Below are 22395 nucleotides of genomic sequence, written 5' to 3'. Positions count from 1 at the left end.
GCCCCGCTGCCCTCGGGCACCGGGCAGAGGGCGCGCGCCGTTCACGGCGCGGGCGGAGCCTCCGGCGCGCCGCCGGCGCCGAGCAGCCACCGCGCGAGGCCTGCGAGCCAGCGCCCCTCGGGGGACGCGTCGCGCGGGACCTGCCCCGCACGCGCGCCCTCGACGAGCTGACGCGTCGCCTCGGAGCGGTAGTCGGCCTGCGCGTCCAGGGTGGCGAGCAGCGTCGCGCGCTCGGGGCTCGCCCCGGTGCGCGCCACCCACGCGTCCACGCGGTCCGCGAAGGCGGGATCCGGCGGGGTCGGCTCCTCGTGGAGGGGCGCGGGGCCGAGGCCGTTGATCGCGTCGATCACGACCTGCTTCCGCTCCTTCAAGGGCAGCGCGGATAGCTCTTCCGGGAGCAAGGGGCGGCCGATCCAGAAATCCTGGCGCCCGCAGCCCAGGGGGAACTCGAGCCGGCGCGGGAGCTCCTCGACCGGGAGCCCGCCGACGAACCGGACGGGCACGATCGGGGCGCCGACCGCCAATGCCATGTCGATGAACGACGAGCTCATCTTCACGACGGGCTTCCGGCACGAGAGCGCGCGCGTGCCCTCGACGTGCACCATCACGTTCTTCCCTCGCTGCGCCATGTCGATCGCGAGGTCGCCGATGATCCGCATCAGCGAGTCGCGGTCCTCCCGGTCGAAGAACGTGATGAGGCCCGGGTCAGTGATCCCCGGGTACGTGAAGCTCTGCCGGATGAGCTCGCCCACCCAGGTGCCCCGGTGCTCCGCCTTCGCGAGCGTGACCGTCGAGACGCCCGAGAGCGCCGAGACGAGCACCGAGAAGAGGAGGGACTCGACCGCCACCTGGTGGTTGGCGAGGTAGAGGCAGCTCCGCCCGCGCGCTCGGCCCCACGCCTCGGGATCCGCGATCACCACGTCGCCGACGAAGCGCTCGATGAGGCCGTAGTAGAGATCCTCGACGGGCCATGCGCCGATGCCGAACCAGGCGCGCCAGTGCGCCTCGACGGGCGAGAGATCCATCGCCGGCGGGCGCGGCTCCGTGACGCGGACCGCGTGCCCGTCGCGCGCGACGCGCAGGGCGTGACGGCGCAGCGGGCGCATGGTCGCCGTGGCGCTCGTGAGGTCGGCGCTCGGGCGCACCGCGCTCGGGTGGACGAAGGCGCGCCGCGCGACGTGGTCCCGCACGGCCACCTCGGCGACGAGGTCCCCGCCGGGCGCGGCGCCGTAGATCCGCGCCACGTTGCCAGGGAGCCAGTCGCTCGGCTTCACGTCCTCGAGCGCGGCCACGGTGGCGTCGTCTTCGACACGCACACGCGCGAGGCGCACCCCCGGGACGAACCGGCGGTCGCGGAGGAACGCGCGCCGCTCGGCGCGGCTCGCGCGGCCGATTGGCCCCTTCGGGAGGAGCACGTCGACGAGCGTGAGCGCCGCGCGGACGGCGCCGCCGACGAGGAGCTGGACATCGAACCTGGGGAACCGAGGCTCGCCGTCGAAGCCGGCGAAGCGGACCTCCACCTGAGCCTCCCCCGACACGGGCAGCTCCCCGAAGAAGCGGATCGACGGGATGCGGTAGGGGTATCCGACGTGATCGTCCGGGATGTCCGGAGACCAGCGCGCGAGATCGTCGTGCGGGATCGCGTGGGTGAGCGCGTCGAGGAGCCCCTGGTGCAGCGCGCCGCGCGGGACGCCGCGCTCCGCCGCGTCGAGGAGCGCGGACGCCCCGCCCGCGCCGAGGCGCAGCGACCGCACCATCTGGAAGGACGGGCCGTGGAACAGCGCGCCCGACGCGTACGGGTCTTCCGTCTCTACCGCGTCGCGGAGCGGCGGGAACGGCGCGGGCGGGGAGGGGAACTGCGCGCCGAGGCGCACGAGCCCCGTCGCGACCGGCTCGAAGCGCGACAGCGCGGCGTCGCGCGCCTCCCGGAAGGCGAGCAGGGTGACGTGCCGGGCGCCGTCGCGCTCGCTCACCTCGGCGCGGAGGCGCTCGGGGCCGCCCGGGAACGGCAGCCATCGCTGCACCTGGACGTCGGCGATCTCGAGGACGCGCTGCGCTGTCCCGCGCGCGGCGTCGCGCGTCGCGGCGGCCGCGAGGCGGTCGAGCATCGACATCATCGGCAGCGCGGGGAGCGTCCACGTCGGTCGATGGTCGCCGAGCCACGTGTCGATCGCTGGATCGAGGACCTCCTCGCGCGGCGACCGCGCGGCCGGCTCGCCGCCAGGCACGATGCGCATCGCGAGCTGGCGGGCGTGGTAGATGCGCTTCCCGTCCACCCACAGCGAGCCCTCGGCCACGGCGAAGCGGCCGCGCGCGTCCTCGCCCACCTCGAGGATGTCGATCTCGGTGGTGATGCGGCGGTTCGCCGGGACGACCTGGCCGCGGTACTTCCAGACCAGCGGGCGGTCGATGGCGATGGGCTCGAACCGGGCGCCCGGCACGCCGTCGCCCATGTTCCGCTCGATCATCGCGAACTGGAGCAGCTGGACGAGCGCCTCGATGCCGAGCGAGCCGGGCTGCACGGGGTCCTGGAAGAAGTGCGCCTTGAAGAACCACTCGGCGGGGTCGACGTCCTTCTCGCCGCGCGCCCAGCCGAGCCCCTTCTTGCCGCCGTCCGGCGCCCAGGCCGTGATCCGGTCGAGCATGCAGAGCATGGGCGCGGGCAGCCTGGGCGCGCCGTCGAAGTAGCGCGCGGGCCGGCGCCGGAGATCGAGCAGGTACGAAGAGGCGCCGTCGATGCGCGCGCGGTCCTCGGCGCTCACGGGCAGGCCGACCTGGTTGTCGAAGGCCTCCTTGGGGAAGAACCCGAAGACGGTGTTCATCCGGAACACGACCGTGTCGCCGATGAAGCTCTCGACCTCGAACGACTGGATGATCATCCCGGCCGAGCGCGAGATGTCGACGATCTTCACGCGCGTGCGCAGCGTGCCCGCGGTGGGGAGGATCTCGGCCGGCATCGTCGCCGTCCCGTCGAGGTTGCGGAACAGGAGCTCCGTGTCGGTCGTGAGCGCGCTGCCGACGTAGCTCGCCAGCCACCCGCACGGCTGGAGCGTGGCCTCCATGAGCACGCAGCAAGGCATGGCGGGGTGCCCGCTCTCGTCGAAGTACCAGGCCTCCGCGGGGATGTCGTACTCCGCCTCGATCGTGACGCCGACGCGGAACTGCCCTGGCGGCGCGTCCGCGCGCGTGATCCGGGACATGAAGTGATACGGCGGGCCGGGGAGGCGCGCGACCTTGCGCGGCCCGTCGAACGGCGCGTACATGGGGCCGAACGCGGCGGAGGGGCGCCCCCACGCGCACGCGAGGAGCGAGGGGTAGTCGAAGGGGAACCCCTCGTGCGACGCCGGAGGCTTGCTCGCGGCGAAGCCGCGGAGGCCCCCGAGGCGGCGCAGGTCCAGCGCGGCCGCGTGGTGCGCTGGATCCGCCGCCGAGGCGAGCGGGAGCCGGCTCCACTCGTCGAGCGGCCAGCCGGGGACGAGCTTGAGCCCGGCGCGGCGCGCGTGGAACGCCTTCAGGCCGTCCACCGTGCAGAGGAGGTCGGCGTAGACGGTGGGCACGGGCCCGGCGACGACCTCCTCGACGAAGACCTCGTAGACGAGCCGCCGCGACGAGGGGATCGCCTGGCCCCGGCAGCGCATCGCGATCTTGTGCCCGGTGACCGGCTCGAACCGCCAGCCGTCGCGGTCGACCGCGAAGCCCATGCCCGCGAGGTAGAAGGCCATGGCCTGCAAGCAGCCCTCGAACATGAGGGTGCCGGGCATGCAGGGGTCGTTCAGGAAGTGGCCGGTGAAGTACCAGTCGTCGGGCGAGATCGGCGCCTCGGCGCGAAGGTAGCCGCGGCCCCACGGGCCCCCGCGCGGGTCGAGCTCCGTGACCTCGCGCAGGAGGAGCATCGGCCCGGACTGGATCCGCGGCGAGCGCACGTGCGTGCGGGCCCGCTCGTACCCCGGCCCGAAGCAGTCGGCGGCGCGGCCGTCGGCGAACGCGCGGACGTCGTCTGCGGTGAACGAGCGCTTCGTGCACGCGACCGCGGGCGGATCGAGCCGGGCCGTGGCGTCGTGCTCCGCCGTCGCGGCGTCCCACAGGACGCCGCCCGAGGCCGCGAGCTCCGCGTCCGTGAAGAAGCCGGCCTGGCCGCTCCGCACCGAGAGCCGCAGCGCCCCGCCGATGCGGCAGTCGTAGTGGAAGAAGAAGAGCCGGATGTTCTCCTGCTTCGCGTGGCCGTCGACGTGGATGTCGTACGCGAGGGTATCGCCGGGCTCCGGGAGCTCGCCGTGGTAGGTGAGCTCGCAGCCGAGCAACCGGTAGACGCGCTCGCCGCGGTTCAGCCGGTCGGCCCCGAGCCACGAGATGAGCAGGAGATCGGCCTGGCCCGCCTCGATCATGATCCCGGCGGGCATGCGGCCCACGTGCAGGTACCAGCTCTCCTCCGTGACGTCGGTCTCCGTCCAGAGGGTGCCGGTGCCCATCGAGCCCGGCGTGGCGTCGATCCCGGTGACGCGATCCGCGAGCAGGAGCGGCGGCATCGGCATGCGGACCTGACGGTGGAACCCGTCCTGCTCGGCGAACGCCGGCCCGAACACCGAGGAGATCTTCCCCGAGGCGAGGACCTCCAGCTGCGCGCGATCGAGCTTCGGGCCGGGCAGGAGGGGTCGGCCTGCCGCCGGGCCGTCGACCGCCGACGCATCCGCCGAGGCCTCGGGAGAGACCGGCGCGGGCGCCGGGAGACCTGTGTCTTCGCCGGCGCGCGGGAGCGAGGGAAGGGGCGGCGCGACCGGCGGCAGCGAGGGAAGGGGCGGCGGGGGAGGGGGGCTCACCGCGGGCCCGTACGCGCGCAAGAAGCGCCCCAGCAGGCCCTGCTGGAGCGCGAGGAACTGCGCGTGCGCGGTGGCCTGCGACGCCAGGAACTCGCGGTGCAGCGCGCCGAGGCGCGCCTGCTGCTCCGTGGCGCGCGCGACGATCTCGCCCGCGGGCGAGCCGATCGAGGTCGCCGGCGATCTCGTGGAGAGCCGCGCCGGTGCGGGCGGCGCGGCCTGCACGAGCGAGGGCGGCGCGGCCTGCGCGAACGAGGGCGGCGCGGCCTGCGCGAGCGAGGGCACCGCGGCCTGCGCGAGCGAGGGCACCGCGGCCCGTGCCTGTGCGGGCGCCGCGAAGTGCACCGGCGAGGGCGCCGGCGCCTTCACCGGCGCCGCCGTGGCGTCGTCGAGCACCGGCACGAGGCGCGGCGCGGGCGCCATCCATTGCTCGAGGGGCGGCAGGCGGATCGCCGGCGGATGCGCCGGGATCTTCAGCGTCGCGCGCTGCGGCGCCGGGGGCACGCTGGCCGCGCCGAGCGATCGCTCGAGGGCGCCGCGGTTCACGGGCACGCCGGCCGCGATGAGCCACGCCGCCGCGTTCGCGAGCTGCTGCACGCCGCTCCGGCCCGCCACGTCGAGCGGCACGGCCACGTGCTCGCGATCCCCCAGGATGCGCCTGATCCACCCGCTGCACAGCCCGCGCGGCCCGTGCTCCAGGAACACGCGCACGCCGTCCGCCCACGCTCGCTCGATCATGCGCGGGAAATCCAGCGTCCCCAGCGCCTGCGCCGTGATCGCCTCGGCGGCCGCGTCGGAGGTCGCCTGGAACGCCGTCGCGCGCCCCGCCGAGTAGTGGCGCACGCCCGGCACCTCCCACGTCGCGCGGTGGTGCAGGTCGTACCACGCCTGCCGGATCTCCTCGATCTCCGGGCAGTGCGCCGCCATCTCGTAGCCGAGCGGCATCGCGCGCCCGCGCCCGAGCCGCTCGACGACCCGCTCGCACGCGGACGCCTCGCCGCCGATCACGCAGTCCTCCGGCGTGTTCACGATCGTGAGGTGCGCGAGCGGCTCGCCGCAAAGCGCCTCGCGCACCGCCTCGACGGGGGCCGCGACGCTCCACGCCCTCCACGCCTCCAGCGCCCCGCCACCGAGCTTGCGCCAGGCGCGGCGCGCGGCCGCGAACTCGCCGACGAGCTCGGTGGTGAACACCGGGCTCTCCGAGCAGTCCCGGATCATCGCGTCGAGGTCCCGCCACGCGCCCGTCGCGAAGAGCGCGTTGCTCTCGCCCGACGAGTAGCCGACCGTCGCGTCGGGCGTGAGCCCGAGCACCCCGCGCGACACCTCGGCGTGGAGCTGGCACAGGAACGCGCTCGCCCAGAGCTGATCGAGCGGGTGGCCCGGCGCCACGGGCGGCTCGAAGATCCACCTCGCCGCCTGGTCCATGGAAGCGAACCGCTCGCCGAGGCGCGCCGTCACGTCCGGCAGCGCCAGCGCGAGCTCGCGTCCCATGCCCGCGTACGACGCCGCGGCCCCCGTGAACACGAACGCGAGCTGGCCGCCGGCCGGCGCGTCCCGGTACGCCACGCCCTCGGGCGCCGGGCCGCCCTTCTCGAGGTGCAGCCGCGCCTGCGCTGCGCGCGCCGCGCGCTGCTCCTCGTCCGCGGCGACGAGCACGAGCCGGGCCGGGCCTGCCTCCGACGGGCGCCCCTCCGCGAGCGCGCGCAGCACGGACGCGCGATCCGCGCCGCCGTACACGAAGAGGCGCGGCGGCGGCTCGAAGCCGAGCGGCGCCGCCGGCCCCCGCGCCGAGAGCCGCACCGACGCGTCCGCGCCCCCGAGCACCCGCGTCCGGGTCTCCGCGGTGCGGGCGCCGAACCAAGGCGCGGCCCCGCGCGCGTCGCTGTGGGGCGCGGGACGCGCGCCGTGGTGCACGCTCCAGGCGGCCGCGGCGACGTGAAGGAGACCCGCGGCCGCGTGCGCCGCGCCGCGCGCGAGGGGGTCGACGGCGCCGTCGCCGTCGCCGACGCGCAGCGCCGGCGCGCCCTCCTCGTCGAGCTCGGCGAGCACGTGGTCGCCGTCGCGCCGGGCGTCGTCGAGGCGCTTCAGCACGAGCGCCACGGCCGCGTCGCCCGTCGGCGTCTCGATCCCGAGCGCCGAGAGCGCCGCGCGGTGCACGGGCTCGTCCGACAGGTCCACGGCCGCCACGACGGCCGCGTCGAGCTCGCCCTCGCGCAGCGCCCGCGCCGCGATCTCGAGCGCCACCACGCCGGACGCCTGCTCGGCGGAGACCGTGTACCCCGGCCCCCCGAGATCCAGCTGGCTGCTGATCCGGTTCGCGGGGATGTTCGGCATCGTCCCGAGGACGCCGACCGCCGTGAGCTTCGGCAGCACCGCGTCGCGCGCCCGCCCGAGCCAGTCCGGCGGCGCCTCGTGGCCCCCGCGCGACGACCACGCGTCCGCGAGGTCCGCGAGCCGCCAGCGCAGCCCGTAGCGCGCCACCTCGGGGTCGCACCCCATGCCGACGAGCACGCCGGTCCGCTCGCGCGGCACGCTGATCCCCGCCGTGGCCTCGCGCGCGGCCTCGAACACGAGGAGCTGCTGCGGCAGCGTCTGCTCGAGGTCGCGCGGCGGGAAGCGCAGCCCGTCCTGCGCGACGGCCACCTCCGCGCGCCGGGGGTTCCAGGACTCGCCGCCGAGCACGGCGCGCGCCGCCTCGGGCGCGCCCGTCGTGTCGCCGAGCCTCGCGCCGATCCCGACGATCGCGACGGCCGGCCTCGGGCGCGCCGGCACGAACGACGCCGGCGCGGTCCCCGGGTCGTCCTGCGAGACGAGGAGGTGGGCGTTGTTGCCGCCGAACCCGAACGCGCTGACGGCCGCGACGCGCGGGCGGTCCGAGGGCCAGGGCTCCTCCTCGGCGAGCAGGCGGAAAGGAGAGCCCCGGAGCGCCTCGATCGGCGCTTCCGCGTGCAGCGTGGCGGGGCGCACGCCGGCCTCGAGCGCGCCGAGGACCTTCATCAGGCCCGCGGCGCCGGCGGCGGTGATCAGGTGCCCCAGGTTGGACTTCAGCGAGCCGATCGGGACGTCGCGCTGCCCCTCGAAGACCGCCGCCGTCGAGCGCACCTCGGTGGCGTCCCCCACGAGCGTGCCCGTCGCGTGGCACTCGATCAGCGACACGTCCGCCGGCGTCAGGCCCGCCCCCGCGTACGCGAGGCGCATCGCGCGGATCTGGCCCTCCTCCGAGGGCGAGAGGAGCCCCCGCCCGCGGCCGTCGTTCGAGAGCCCGATCCCCCGGATCACGCCGAGGACGCGATCGCCCGCCGCGCGCGCGTCCGCGAGGCGCTTGAGCGCGACGATCGCCGCGCCCTCGGCCGGGACGAGCCCGTCCGCGTCCCGGTGGAACGGGCGGCTCGTCCCGGAGCGGCTCATCGCGGCGAGCGCGCAGAACCCCATGTGCAAGAAGAGCGGATCCGCGGCGTTCACGGCGCCCGCGAGCATCAGGTCGGCCGTGCGATCGTGGAGCCTGTCGCAGGCGAGCTTGATCGCGTACAGGGAGGAAGCGCACGCCGCGTCGAGCGCGAAGCCGCCCCCGCCGAGGCCGAGCGCCTCGGCCGCGAGCGACGCGGGGAGCCCCGACATGAAGCGGCTCCGCGGATCCGGCCGCTCGGACGCCGCGAGCCCGCGCGCGGCGCCGTCGAGGAACGCCGCGCCCTGGGCGTCGAGCCAGACGCTCTCGGCGTAGCGCGCCATCGCCGGCGTCGGGAAAGAGAGGTTGCCGAGCGCGAGGCCCGCGCGCGCCGACGTCCGCTCGTGGCCCAGCGGACGCAGCGCCTCGCGCCCTGCGTGCAGCACCCACTTCAGCGACGGATCCAGCGCGCGCCCGGCGCCTTCGTCGAGCCGGAACCCGGCCGCGTCGAACGCGGGCTCGAAGCCCTCGACGTAGCCGCCCGCGTCGCTCCACATGCGATCGCCGGCCTGATCGGCCGGGCCCATCGCGTGCGCGGCCGAGAGCCGGAGGCGGCCCTCCGGCGCGCCCGTCACCGCGCATCGACGCGCGCGCACGGCCTCGTGGAGCGCCCGGGGCGAGAGCGCGCCCGGCAGGACGCAGCCTTGCCCGACGATCGCGATCGGCTCGAACCTCACGACGCGACACCCGCCTGCGCGCCGTTCCGGGCGGCTGCCTCGCCCGGGCGGAGGATCGTCTCGACGCCGCGGAGCGCCGCGATGGGGCGGCCCGAGGCGTCCTCGAGCGTCATGTCGCACACGGCGCGCGCCTCGAGCACCTGCCGCCCGTGCACGACGCAGCGGATCGGGCCCTCGGGGAGCACGTCCACGAAGCTCTCGAGCGCCGCGATCGACATGGGCAGCGAGGCCCCGCCGAGGACGTCCCGCGACCACAGGAGCGCGAGCTGCAGCGCGCCGTCGAGCGCCGCCGCGTCGACGCGCCACGCCTCGGGCGACCAGCCCCGCTCGCGCGTGCCCGTGAGGCTCCCGACGATCCCCTCCCGCGAGACGCCATCGACGCGCCGGACCACCTGGAAGCTCGGGCCGTGGAAGAGCACGTGGCCGTCGTACACATGCTCGTGGCGCCACGCGCCGAGCGAGGGGTCGGGCGCGCGCTCGGGCAGGCGCCGCGGGCGCGAGGAGACGTCGGCGGTGGCGCTGTAGTGCAGCGCCCCGTCGCGCCCGCGCAGCTCGACCGAGAGCTCCTCCCCGCCGTCGCTCGCGCGCGGCGTGCACAGCACCGTGAGCCGGTCGCCGCCGTTCTCGAAGTGCTCCAGCTTGATCCCGCGCAGCACCTTCAGATCGCGCAGCACGATCGGGCCGGCGTCGTGGCGGAACGACCGCGTCGCGCGGGCGAACCACTCGATGGCCATCGCCACCGGCACGACGGGCCTGCCGCCCACGCGGTGGTCGCCGAGGTACGGGTGCGACCGCCCGTGCACGGCGACCTCGACGGACATCGCGGCCGCGGAGGCGGCGCCGAGCGGGCCGCCTTCCAGCGCCCCGCCGACGACGGTCTCCACCTCGTCCGGCGAGCCCTCGAGCTCCTCGACGAAGCGCCGCGCGCCCTCCTCGATCGGGAGCAGCGCGACGTTCATCTGGTCGAAGCGCGCCTTGAGCTCGGGCGTCACCATCCCGCCCTCCCACGGTCCCCACCCGATCGCCTTGGCGACGAGCTGCCCGCCGCGCGCGCGCCGCGCCGCCGCGGCCACCTTGTTGAGCACCTCGTTGGCCATGGCGTAGTCGCACTGGCCGAGGTTGCCGGCGCGCGCGGCGATCGACGAGAACAGCGCGATCCACCGCAGCGGGTCGCCCTCCGTGGCGTCGAGCAGCGCGCGGAGGCCCGCGACCTTGGTGTCGAACACGCGATCGAACTGCTCGGGCGTCTTCTCCGCGATGAGCTTGTCCGCGAGGACCCCGGCGCCGTGGACGATCCCGGTGATCGGGCCCCAGCTCTCTCGCACCTCGTCGAGCGCCTCGCGCAGGCGGCCCGCGTCCTTGACGTCGACCGGCACGTAGCGCGCCTCGGAGCCCGCGGCGCGGATCGCGTGGAGCGTCGCGCGGATCTCGCGGTTCGCGAGGACGCGCGCGACCGTGGCGCCGAGCTCCGCGGGGGACGGCGCGCTCCCTCGCGCCCTGGCCTCGGCGAGCAGCGCCCGCTTCAGGCCCGCGTCGCCCTCGACGCCGCGGCACGCGGGCGGCTCGTCCTCGAGGCGCGAGCGGCCGAGCAGGACGATGCGCTGGGGCGCGCGGCGCGCCAGCGCGACGATCGAGGCGGCCGTCACGCCGCGGCCGCCGCCGGAGACGACGACGACGTCGCCGGGCGCCGCGACGGCGCCGCCGGGGGCGACCTCCCGCGGGGCGCAGCGCAGCGTGGTGCGCGACCCGTCGGCGTGGAGGCCTACCTCGCGCGTCGCGCCGCCGGTGAAGAGCTCGTCGACGATCGCGCGCGCGATCTCCTCCGGCCCGCGCTCGCCGCGCTCGACGTCGATCGATTTCACCGAGGCGCTCGGCCACTCGAGCGCCGCCGTGCGCGCCAGCGCCGAGACGCCTGCGAGCCACGCGCGCGGCGCGTCGCGCCCCGACAGGCCGAAGTCGCCGCCCGTGTCCTGCACGGTGACGAAGACGCCCCCCGCCGCCGTGAAGCGCGGCGCGATCGCGCGGGCGGCCATGAAGGCCTCGCGGTTCACGGCCACGGCGTCGTCGACGGTGGGCGCCTGGCGCAGCCCGCCGAGGAAGATCACGGCGTCCGGCTCGCCGGAGACCGACGCCACGACGTCGGCGGCGACGCCGCGCTCGGAGAGCGCGAGCGCGACGTGCGGCGCGACGCCCCCGCCGTCGTCCGTGATGACGACGCGGCGCGCGCCGAGGAGCCCGGACATGGTGAGCCCCGGGGCCGGCGCGGGCTCCTCGAGCACCACGGAGCGCAGGATCCTCCCGTGCTTCGGTGCCGCGGGCGCCTCGGCCCGGGGCGCGGGGGGAGCGCCCGAGCGCCTCCGCAGGTAGTCGACGGTCTGTCCGAGGGTGCGCAGGGCGGCCATCTCGGCGGGGTTGACCTCGGGCAGGCCTGGGGCGCGCTCGCGGACGGCGGAGAGGATCTCGACGCGCTTGATGGAGTCGACGCCGAGGTCTGCCTCGAGCTCCATGTGCAGGGCGAGCATCTCGGCGGGGTATCCGGTCTTCTCGGCGACGACGGCGAGCATCAGCGCCTCGAGCTGGGCCGGGGCGAGCGCGGGGGCTGCCGCGGCGGGGGCTGCCGTTGCTGCGGCGGAGGGCGCGGGCGCCGCAGCCGCTGCGGGGGCCTGCGGGGCGCGGGCGCGGAGGTAGTCGACGGTCTGTCCGAGGGTGCGCAGGGCGGCCATCTCGGCGGGGTTGACCTCGGGCAGGCCGGGAGCGCGCTCGCGGACGGCGGAGAGGATCTCGACGCGCTTGATGGAGTCGACGCCGAGGTCTGCCTCGAGCTCCATGTGCAGGGCGAGCATCTCGGCGGGGTATCCGGTCTTCTCGGCGACGACGGCGAGCATCAGCGCCTCGAGCTGGGCCGGGGCGAGCGCGGGGGCTGCCGCGGCGGGCGCGGCGGGGGTTGCCGTTGCTGCGGCGGAGGGGGCTGGCGCCGCAGCCGCTGCGGGGGCCTGCGGGGCGCGGGCGCGGAGGTAGTCGACGGTCTGTCCGAGGGTGCGCAGGGCGGCCATCTCGGCGGGGTTGACCTCGGGCAGGCCTGGAGCGCGCTCGCGGACGGCGGAGAGGATCTCGACGCGCTTGATGGAGTCGACGCCGAGGTCTGCCTCGAGCTCCATGTGCAGGGCGAGCATCTCGGCGGGGTATCCGGTCTTCTCGGCGACGACGGCGAGCATCAGCGCCTCGAGCTGCGCCGTCGCCGCGGGAGCAGGCGTCGCTGCGGCGGCAGCGGCGGGGGGAGGGGGCGCGGGCGCCGCGAGGAGCTGGAGCGGCGCGGGCGCCGCGGCGGCCGGGTGCAGCGCGGGCGCTGCGAGCGACGCGGGAGCTGCGAGCGGCGCGGGAGCTGCGAGCGGCGCGGGAGCTGCGAGCGACGCGGGAGCGGCCCGGGGCGCGAGGGAGGTCGCCGGCGGCGCGAACGATGGCGCGCCGAGCAGCGGCTGTCCGCCGACCAGCGCGCTCAGATCCGAGAACGACGTCTCGACCGTTCGCAGGAAGGTCGCGTGGGTGTCGGCCACCGACTTGAGGTAGGCCGCGTGCGACTCCGCGGCGTGGCGCTGGTACTCCTCGTAGGCGCGCACCCACGGAGGGAGCGCGTCGCTCGCAGCGGCCTGCGTGTGCGCGACCGCGTGCGCGGCGGTGGGCTCGGCCGTGTACGCAGCTGCGGGTGCCGCCGCGGGCGCGGCCGTATACGCCACGGCGGGCGCCGCCGCGGGCGCGGCCGTATACGCAACGGCGGGCGCCGCCGCGGGCGCGATCCCCTGCGCCGAGCTCGTCGCGGCCGGCGGCGCGGCGGGCGCCTCCTTCGGGCGGGGCGGGTTCGGTCTCGGCAGCGCCGCGGCGCCGCCGGGAGGCGGATACGGCTTGGCGTAGTTCGCCCCGTTGATGGGGACGGTCATGGCGGGCTTCTTCTTCGGCGCCGCCTCGGGCGCGTAGCCGTCCCACAGCGGCGCGAAGTCGACCGCGACGCCCGCCACGGCGAGCCGCCCGAGGCCCTCCTGCAAGCTCGTGACCCCGTGCTTGCCCTTGCGGTCGAGCGCGATGGCCGCGTGCGGGCGGTCCTGCAGGATGCGGCCGACGAGCTCGGTGAGCACCGAGCCCGGGCCGACCTCCACGAACGTCCGCGCGCCGCGGGCCCACATCCCCTCGATCTCCTCGACGAAGCGCACCGGCCGCGCGATCTGCTCGGCGAGCAGCGCGCGCATCGACGCGGCGTCCGTCGGATAGGGCGCCGCCTCGGCGTTCGACCAGACCGGCGTGGAAGGCGTGGCGAAGGGGATCCCCGCGAGGAACTCCGCGAAGCGCCCGCTCGACGGCGCGACCAGCGGGCTGTGGAACGCGGTCGCCACCGGCAGCCGCTTCGCGGTCACGCCCTTCGCGGCGAGGTGCCGCTCGACGCGCGCGATCTCCTCCTCGGCGCCGGAGAGCACGACCTGCGCGGGGTGGTTGTGGTTCGCCACGACGACGGGGCTCTCGAGCTCGACGAGCAGCGCGCGCACCTCGTCGATCGGCCGCGCGACGGCGGTCATCGCGCCGGGCGTCGTCGACGCGTCGCGCATGAGCTCGCCGCGCCGCCGCGCGATCGCGACCAGGTCCGACGCGGCGAGCGCGCCCGCCGCGCAGAGCGCCGTGATCTCCCCGAAGCTGTGGCCGCCCACGTGCTCGGGGCTCACGCCCGCCCCGCGCAGGACGGCGAGCAGCGCGAGGCTGGTCAGGCCGATCGAGGGCTGCGCCCACTCGGTCGACGTCAGCCGCTGCGCCTGCGCCTGCCGGTCCGCGTCCGTGAAGCCGGGGCGCGGGAAGACGACGTCGTGGACGCCCGCGCCCTCGAAGCGCGTCGCGGCGGCCTCGTCCCACACGGCGCGCGCCGCGTCGAAGCCCATGGCCACGTCCGCGCTCATGCCGACGTACTGGCTGCCCTGCCCCGGGAAGAGGAACGCGACGGAGCCCGCCGGCGCGCCCGCGCCGTAGTGGATCCCCGTCGGCGTCGAGAACGCGACCTCCGGCTGCGCGGCGGCGCGGGCGCGCGCCTGCTCGAGCTTCACGCGGAGGTCGTCGGCGTCGCTCGCCACCACGGCGAGGCGCGCCGCATCCGAGGCGCTGAACGCCGCCTGTGACGCGCGCGCGGCCGCGGCGAGCCCGGCGTCCGCCGCCTTCCGGGCGGCCTCTTCGCACCTCGCCGCGAGGCCCGCCGCGCTCTCGGCCGAGAGCACCACGAGCTCCGTCGGGCTCGTCCGGAGGCGGAACGCGCGCGCGCCCGGCCCCGTGTACTCCTCCAGCGTCACGTGGAAGTTGCTCCCGCCGAACCCGAAGCTCGACACCGACGCGCGCCGCGGGTGCGACGCGCCGCGGATCCACGGCCGCGACTGCGTGTTGAGGTAGAACGGGCTCTTCTCGATATCGAGCTTCGGGTTCGGGCGATCCACCTTGATGGTCGGCGGCAGCACCTTGTGGTGCAGCGCCATGACCGCCTTGAAGAGCCCCGCCGCGCCCGCGGCGGACTTCGTGTGTCCGATCTGCGATTTCACCGACCCGAGCGCGCACCACTGGCGGTCCGCCCGGCCGCTCTCGCCGAACGCGATCTGGAGCCCCTCGAACTCCGCCACGTCGCCGGCCTTCGTGGCCGTGCCGTGCGCCTCGACGAGCTCCACCGTGTCCGGCCCGTAACCCGCGGCCTCGTAGGCGCGCCGGAGCGCGCGCGCCTGGCCTTCCGGCAGCGGCGCGTAGACGCTCTTGCTCCTGCCGTCCGACGACGACCCGATCCCGCGGATCACGGCATAGACGCGATCCCCGTCGCGCTCGGCGTCCTCGAGGCGCTTGAGCGCCACCATCGCCATCCCCTCGCCGAGCAGCGTCCCGTCGGCCGCGTCGGCGAACGGGCGGCAGTCGCCCGACTTCGAGAGCGCGGGCGTCTTGCTGAAGCACATGTACATGAAGATGTCGTTCATGGTGTCGACGCCGCCGGCGATCACCAGATCCGACTGCCCCGTGGCGAGCTCCGCGAGCCCCATCGAGAGCGCGGACAGCGTGCTCGCGCAGGCCGCGTCGGTCACGCAGTTCGTGCCGCGCAGGTCGAAGCGGTTGGCGATCCTGCCGGCGACCACGTTGCCGAGGAGGCCGGGGAACGTCGACTCCTGCCAGGGCACGTACTCGCGGGCGATCCGGTCGCAGATGCCCTTCGCCTCGTCCTCGGGGATGCCCGACTCGCGCAGCGCCTTCAGCCATATCGGCCGCTGCAGCCGGCTCACCATCGTGCTGAGCAGCTCCTGCCCCGAGGTCACGCCGAGGATCACGCTCGCGCGCTCCCTGTTCATCGCCGCGAACTGCCCCTGCGTCGCGTCGTCGAGCACCCGCTGGGCGACGATCAGCGCGAGCAGCTGCGACGTGTCCGTGGCCGGCAGGATGCTCGGCGGGACGCCGAACTCCATCGGATCGAACGGCACGCTCGACAGGAACGCACCGCGCTTCGCGTAGGTCTTGTCGGGCGCCGAGGGATCGGGATCGTAGTAGTCCTCCACGAGCCAGTGCGAGGGCGGCACATCGGTGATGAGGTCGCGCCCTGCGAGGATGTCTCGCCAGAACCCCAGGGAGTCCGTGGAGCCGGGGAAAAGGGCGCTTGCGCCCACGATGGCAACGGGAGTGTGCGGCATGTGGTACCCAACGAGCGGTTTATGAGGAAAAACGAGGCTCGAGATCGTCGCGGAGCGCGTCGGGAGAGCGTGGCTGTCCCCGCGCCCGCCCGAGCCGCCTCGATGACGGCGTATTTGGCCCATGGCGCGCGCCCTGCGCGCTCGACCTCGGTGCCCGCGCGCAGCCCGCGCCCACCGGGGCGCGGAGCCTCACGCCGGCAGCCCAGGATTGCTCTGGCCTGCCATTGACTCCGCCATCAGGCAGCCTTGCGACACCGTGGCGACACGCAGCGGCAGGGACGTGGCCTGGGCTTGTAAAGAGCACGCCCTCGTCGGTTATCCAACCATTCTGCCCACGACAATGAGATCCTTCAGAGGCTTACAAAATTATGACATACAGTAGCTTGTTGTAACATAATTTACATTTTCGATGGCGCTCTGGTTGGAATTATTATATTCAGGACGTTAATTTTGCGCGGTGGGTGATGTCCGCCCCCCCCCGAGAGACCGCCCTGGGCAGCGCCGCCCGTCGGGCAGTTCCGGAGAGGTGGAGAGCGATATCCCGGATCCTGGAGCGACGCGCAGCACACCCGCGCCCGCGCGTCGAGAGCGTCGATACCTGCCTCGCTGCGCGGCGTGCCGGCGGGCGATGATCGCGGGCTGAATCATCACAGGCGTGATTTTCCGCAAAATCCTGTAATGTCTCGCCGCTGGCCGGTGGCGATTGCCGGCCCTTCGGATCGTCTCGGGGCCCGTGGCTCCCGTGGATACGTGAGGGAAACATGATGGTGTATGAGCACCTGACATCCGACGACGGGCTGCGCGTGCTGTGGGGCTGCGTCACGCGCGGCGTCGGGCTCGTCTATCTCGCTTGCTTCGTGTCGATGTACATGCAGGCGATCCCCTTCGTGGGGTCTCGCGGGATCGCGCCGATCACGGCGCAGCTCGATCGGATGCGGCGCGATCTCCCCTGGTATCGCTGCCTCCAGCTCAACCCCAGCCTCCTCTGGCTCGCGCGCAGCGACACGGCGATCCGCGCCGTCGTGCTCTCCGGGATGGCGGCGTCGGTCGCGGTGATGATCGGCGGCCCGGCCACGCCGTTCGCCCTCCTCGTGTGCTGGGCTGTCCAGCTATCGTTCCAGTTCGCGCTGCGGCTGCATTACCCCTGGGACGCCTCGATCCTGGAGCTGGGCTTCCTCGCCCTGTTCCTCCCGCCGCTCTCGCTGCTGCCGGACGTCTCGGCCGCGGCGGTGCCGCACCCGCTGCTCAGGTTCGCGTTCCACTTCCTGCTCTTCCGCATCGTCTTCGGCTTCGGGAAGGAGAAGTTCGCCCGGTTCAACCTCCGGATGACGCTGTATACCCGCTTCTTCCTGATCAGCCTTCCGAGCACGAGCCCGATCGGGTGGTGGGCCAGCAAGCTGCCGAATCTCTTTCACCGCTCGATGATCGCGTTCGTCGCGTTCGCGGAGCTGCTCTGCCCGCTGCTCGTGCTGGTGCCTGGGCCGACGCGCCTCGTGGGCGCGGCGGGCATCATCGGGCAGATGCTCGCGATCCAGATCACGAGCAGCTTCGGCTTCTTCAACATGCTCACGATCGTCCTCTGCGTCGCCGCGTTCGATCACTCGTCGAGCCTGTCCGCGGCGCTCGCGCGGCCGGACCTCCTCAGCCCCGAGAACCTCCCCTTCACGCTCGTCTTCCCGATCCTGTTCTTCGGGGCGTTCATTTACATCCCCTTCGACAGCTGGATCTCGGCCGGCTACCTGTACTGGCCGGCGTTCCGCCGGGTCCCGTGGCGGCCGCTCCGCGCGCTGCTCGCGCTGCTCCGGACCATCGCTCCGGCGCGCGTGCTGAGCTCCTACGGCGTGTTCGGCGCGCACCCGGCGCCGCCGCTGCGCTGGCTCCCGGTGATCGAGGGGAGCCTCGACGGACAGGAGTGGCGCACGTACCGCTTCCGGTTCCAGATGACCACGGAGGACGACGCGCCGCAGTTCGTCGCGCCGCACCACCCGCGCCTCGAGGGCCTGTCGTTCTACGAGGTGTTCGGCGTCGAGGCGTGCGGCTACCTCTCCAGCGTCAACTTCAACAACCCCTACTGGTTCACGCCGTCCTCGATGATGCTCGACCGCATGGCGCAGCGGCTCCTCGAGCGGGACTCGGCGGTGCTGCCGCTCCTCAAGAACAACCCGTTCCCCGACGAGCCGCCGCGCCAGATCCGCGTCGCGCTCTACCGCGTCTCCTCCACGACGATCGAGGAGAAGGTGCGCACCGGGAACTGGTGGCGCCGCCAGCACGTCGGGTATCACATCCCGGCGACCGGCCGGGACGACAGCGTGTGGACCGAGTGGCTCCCCACGCCGGAGCTCTTCCATTTCGACGCGACGGTGTTCCGGCGCGCCGCCCGCCGCTGCACCGGCGTCTCCAGCGAGGAGTACGAGCAGCTCTGGGAGACCTTCCTCCCCTTCGTCCGCGACGCTGCCGCGGCGGCCGCGGCCACGGGCGATCGCGGCGGCGATCCCCATCAATGGAAGTACCTGCCGGAGGTGGCGCTGGCGGTCCGGCGCCGGTTCAGCCGCGATGAGGTCCGCGGCTTCCAGCTCACGCTCGCGCGCCTCACCGTGCACCTCCTCGCCCGCTGGGAGGCGGTGTTCGAGCGGCCGGCGAGCCACTTCCTGCGCGACGTCATCGGCGTCGGATCGACCTCCGACCCGGCGCCCGATCCTCGCTCGCTCCCCGGAGGCGCCGACCCCGAGACGGTGCTCCAGGCGCTCGCGGCCTTCCCGCGCGGCCCGCTGCGGTCGCCGTTCCAGCTCGGCCTCGCGGTGCACCGGCTCATGCTGATCGAGGGCCGCGAGGCGTGGGAGCGCATGACGGCGGGGAGCTTCGTGCCCGGCGCGCCGATCCCGACGCGCTTCGCGCTCTCCCGGCGCGGGCGGCGCTCGATGGCCGCGGCGGCGGAGGAGGTCGGCCTCGACATCGCCGTGCTGCGCCGGATCGCCCAGGACCTGACGCTGGAGAACGGGCTCTTCCTCGAGGGCGCCGTCAACTACGGCGTGGTCGCGCGCCACGCCAACCGCTTCCACGTGCTCTTCTCGTTTCCGAAGGTGGTCGACCCGCCGAACCTCGGCATCATCCCGCCCGTCTTCTCCCTGGCGCGCGAGCTTGCGCATCACCCGGAGCTCCGCCTCATCACCGGATGGGGCGAAGAGGCGCGCCTCGCGCCGCAGCTCCGCCTCCCGCGCATGGTTTTCGGTGAGGACGGTATATGGCGAGAGGAAGGCGAGGCGCTCGTCAGCGACGAAGCTCGCGTGGCCTCATCCTAGAACACCGATCACGTTGAAACCCGAAGAATTTTCACAGGGAGGCGGGGAGGCGGGGAGGAAGAAAAAAATGAAGTTCTTTCTCCTGCCGTCTCTCGCTCCCCGCCTCCCCGCCTCCCTGTGAAAATTCTGCTTTTTCTCGTGGTTTCAACCCGTTTGTCGATCTAGGAAGGCCTTCGCGCCGCGCCAACCCTGGGTGGCTGAGCGCGTCAATGGGTCAAGCACGACCACTGCTGATTTGTGACACGAGGGTTTCGACAGCAGCGCTCCGCGCGCGGCAGCGTCCGCTCGCGTCCGGCGATGCAATGGGTGCTTGACGGTCCGAGCGGCCGAAATGTAGGCTTCGCATCCAATCGTCATGGTTTCCGTACCCTGCCTTCCGCGAGCGGATAACGCTCCCGCCCAGCGCATCGCCGCGATTCAAGCGGCCCGGAAGACCTACGAATGGACCCACGACTTCCTGCCGGGCGTCGCGCTGTCCACGGTCGTCCCTCCCCGGAACCGGCCGCGCCTGCGCTGGATCCTCGCGCACGTATTCCACTTCTACCTGACGAAGCTCAATCAGCTCCTCGGCTGGCTCGTCGGTGCCCCGCGGGTCGGCCAGGCCTCGTCGATCCGCGATTACGAGCGGATGTTCGTGTGTCTGCCGGTGCCTCCTATCGCCCGGACGTTCCGGGATGACGCGACCTTCTCGCGCCTGCGCGTCGCCGGGCTCAATCCCATGATCATCCGGCGCATGACCGCGCCGAACCCGAGCTTCCCGGTGACCGACGCGCACCTCCGCGCGGTGCCCGGCTTCGAGGGCGACAGCCTCGAGGCAGCCCGCACGGAAGGGCGCCTCTACCTCGCCGACTACAGCATGGTGGCGCCGAAGAATCCGGAGGACTGGCCCGATCCGGGCAAGTTCTCGCACGCCCCGCTGGCCCTCTTCGCGGTCCCCAGGGGGGCGGGCTCGCTCCGCGCCATCGCCATCCAGTGCGAGCAGCAGAGCGGCCCCGACGCGCCCATCTTCACGCCGGCGGACGGGTACGCCTGGATGATGGCGCGGACCATCGTGGAGGTCGCGGACGTGGCGCACCACCAGCCGGCTTACCATGGCATCACGCACCTCGTCGCAGGGGCCTTCAACGTCGCGATGTACCGGAACATGTCCGAGCGACATCCCCTGTACGTCCTGCTCGACCCGCACTTCGCCGGGACCCTCTATATCAACGACATGGCGGTCGACGGCCTGCTCGCGCCGGGGACGCTCGTCGACGACATCATGTCGGGGTCGATCCGGGCCACGCGACGGATCGCCGCCGAGACGGTGCACGGGACATCGCTCCGCGATCTCATGCTCCCGCGCGCCTTCGCGCTGCGCGGCGTGGACGACGCCGCCGCCCTCCCGGATTACCCGTACCGCGACGACGCGCTCCTCGTCTGGGGGGCCATCCGGCACTGGGTGTGCTCGTACCTCGCGCTCTATTACCGGAGCGCGGCGGACGTGCTCCTCGACGGCGAGCTCCGCGCATGGCTCGCCGACGCGACCTCGTGGGAAGGGGGCCGGCTGCGCTACGAGGCCGAGAGCCTCGCGACCGTCGAGGACCTCTGCGACCTCGTCACGTTGATCATCTTCAACAGCAGCGCTCAGCACGCGGCGCTCAATTACCCGCAGGGCCCGATCATGAGCTTCGTGCCCGCGTCCCCGATGGCGGCGTACCTCCCCGCGCCCACGACGAAGGAGGACGTCACCGAGGCGGAGTGGCTCGCGATGCTGCCGCCGTTCGAGCGCGCGGAGCAGCAGCTAGAGCTCGGCTATCGGCTGGCCGCCGTCGGCCACACGCGGCTCGGGTACTACCCGCGCCGGCACTTCCGCGACCCGCGCGTGGCGCCGCTCCTGAGCGAGTTCCAGGCCCGCCTCCGGGACGTCGAGTCCGCGATCGGCGAGCGAAACGCGATGCGCGACGTGCCCTACGAGTTCCTCCTGCCGTCGAAGATCCCGCAGAGCGTCGATATCTGACATCGCCGCGAGGACCGCCCATGTTGACCACCGTACCTCCCGCCGCGCCCGGCCTGACCGCGCGGCTCTTCCGGTTCTTCTTCGCGCGCAAGGCGTCGATGCTCGACGGGCTCCCGGGGCCGCCGCCGACGTTCCCCTTCGGCAACACCCTGGAGCTGGCCCGGGGGGAGCCTCATCACGTGTTCGCCCGGTGGCACCGCGAGTACGGCGACTACCTCGTCTGGTGGTTCTTCGGCAAGCCGAGCCTCCTCGTCAACGACCCGGCCTTGATCCGCGAGATCCTCGTCTCGAACGCCGACGACTACCACAAGAACGTCCCGCGCGGCGCGACGGCGCCCATCATGGGCCGCTCGGTGTTCCGCGCTATCGGCGGCGCGGACTGGCAGCGCAAGCGCGCGCACCACCCGTTCGAGGGGCCCGATATCAATCAATGGTACGAGGGCATCCTGCCGATGATCGGCGATGTGGTCGCCGCGCACATGGAGGCGCTGCTCTGCGGCTCGGACTCCGTGGAGACGGATCTGTTCGAGGACTGCGTCCAGATGGCCTTCCAGGTCTTCGGCCGCGCGGTGCTCGGGACCGGCCTCACCTCCCGCCAGTATGTGCATCACCAGGCCATGTTGAAGGAGATCTCCCGGCGCGGCGGGTTGCCTGTCCCGTTCTCTCCTGATCCGGTCTTCTGGTACCACCGCCACCGCTGGCTCTCGTTCGTGGCGCAGCGCGTCCGCGACGCCATGCGCTTCGGAGGCGACGGGCCGGATCTCCTCTCCTACATGGCGAAGCACCGGATGTTCCGGATGCCTTTCAAGAACATCCGGGACGAGGTCTCCAACGTCTTCTTCGCGGGCATGCGGAACGTCGGCATCTCTGCCTCGCTGTTCCTCTTCTCCTCGTGCAAGTATCCGGACGTCGGGCAGCGCCTGCGGAGCGAGATCGACGCGCTCACGGCCGAGGTCGGCTCCAGGATCGATCTGGCCCGGCTCCGCGGGCTCACGTTGCTGGATCGCGTGGTCAAGGAGGCCATGCGGCTCTACTCGGTCGTCCCCGGCTTCGTTCGCGAGGTGAAGCCGGACCGGACGGTGATGCTCGGGGGCCACCGCCTGCCGGCGTCGACGCAGATCTTCATCCTCCCCTTCACGGTGCACCGGAACCCGAGGGTGTGGCCGGATCCGCTGCGCTTCGACCCCGATCGCTTCCTCGTGGAGCCGCCGCCGGGCCACTACATCCCGTTCGGGTTCGGCCCGCGCACGTGCGTCGGCGACGCCTTCACCCTGATCTGCTCGAAGATGATCTCCGCGAGCATCCTCGCGAGCTACGACATCGAGCTGCTCCCGCCGGCCGAGTACGCGACCAAGGTGACGGCGGGCACGATGGCCCCTCGCAACGGCATCCGGGCGCGCGTCACCCGGCGGTGGCGCAGGCTGAGCGTGCCTGCACGAGAGGCTCCATAGCTCTCCTCGTCGAGGGCGAGCCCC

General features: G+C 73.6%; 5 protein-coding genes. 3 read left to right on the top strand and 2 right to left on the bottom strand.

All coding sequences use genetic code 11. From position 1 onward, the window contains the following. Window positions 1-41: 41 nt before the first annotated feature. Window positions 42-8936, bottom strand: coding sequence for a beta-ketoacyl synthase N-terminal-like domain-containing protein (locus WME85_RS28205; RefSeq protein ID WP_437825533.1), 8895 nt, complete (start codon window positions 8934-8936; stop codon window positions 42-44). Then, entirely contained in the window at window positions 8933-15622 is a 6690-nt protein-coding gene (locus WME85_RS28200) for an SDR family oxidoreductase (RefSeq protein WP_437825532.1), read from the bottom strand. The genes WME85_RS28205 and WME85_RS28200 overlap by 4 nt, the downstream gene beginning before the upstream one ends. Window positions 15623-16383: 761 nt before the next feature. On the opposite strand from WME85_RS28200, the gene WME85_RS28195 reads away from it, so the two are divergent. The 3 genes from WME85_RS28195 (at window position 16384) to WME85_RS28185 (ending at window position 22371) form a co-directional block, all read left to right on the top strand. Then, on the top strand, window positions 16384-18921 hold the full coding sequence (locus tag WME85_RS28195) for a lipase maturation factor family protein (protein ID WP_437825530.1): 2538 nt from the start codon (window positions 16384-16386) through the stop codon (window positions 18919-18921). A 355-nt stretch (window positions 18922-19276) separates the two neighbouring features. Further along, the gene (locus WME85_RS28190) at window positions 19277-20920 is read left to right on the top strand and encodes a lipoxygenase family protein (RefSeq protein ID WP_437825529.1); all 1644 of its coding nucleotides are present in this window, start codon (window positions 19277-19279) and stop codon (window positions 20918-20920) included. Between the two features lie 20 nt (window positions 20921-20940). Beyond that, window positions 20941-22371 (top strand): cytochrome P450, encoded by a 1431-nt coding sequence (locus WME85_RS28185; protein ID WP_437825526.1) that lies wholly within the window; start codon window positions 20941-20943, stop codon window positions 22369-22371. Window positions 22372-22395 lie beyond the last annotated feature (24 nt).

Source organism: Sorangium sp. So ce1153 (genome assembly GCF_051521595.1).
GTDB lineage: Bacteria > Myxococcota_A > Polyangia > Polyangiales > Polyangiaceae > Sorangium.
The sequence above is the reverse complement of the archived record's forward strand: the minus strand, read 5'-3'. Positions and strand labels throughout refer to the sequence as shown.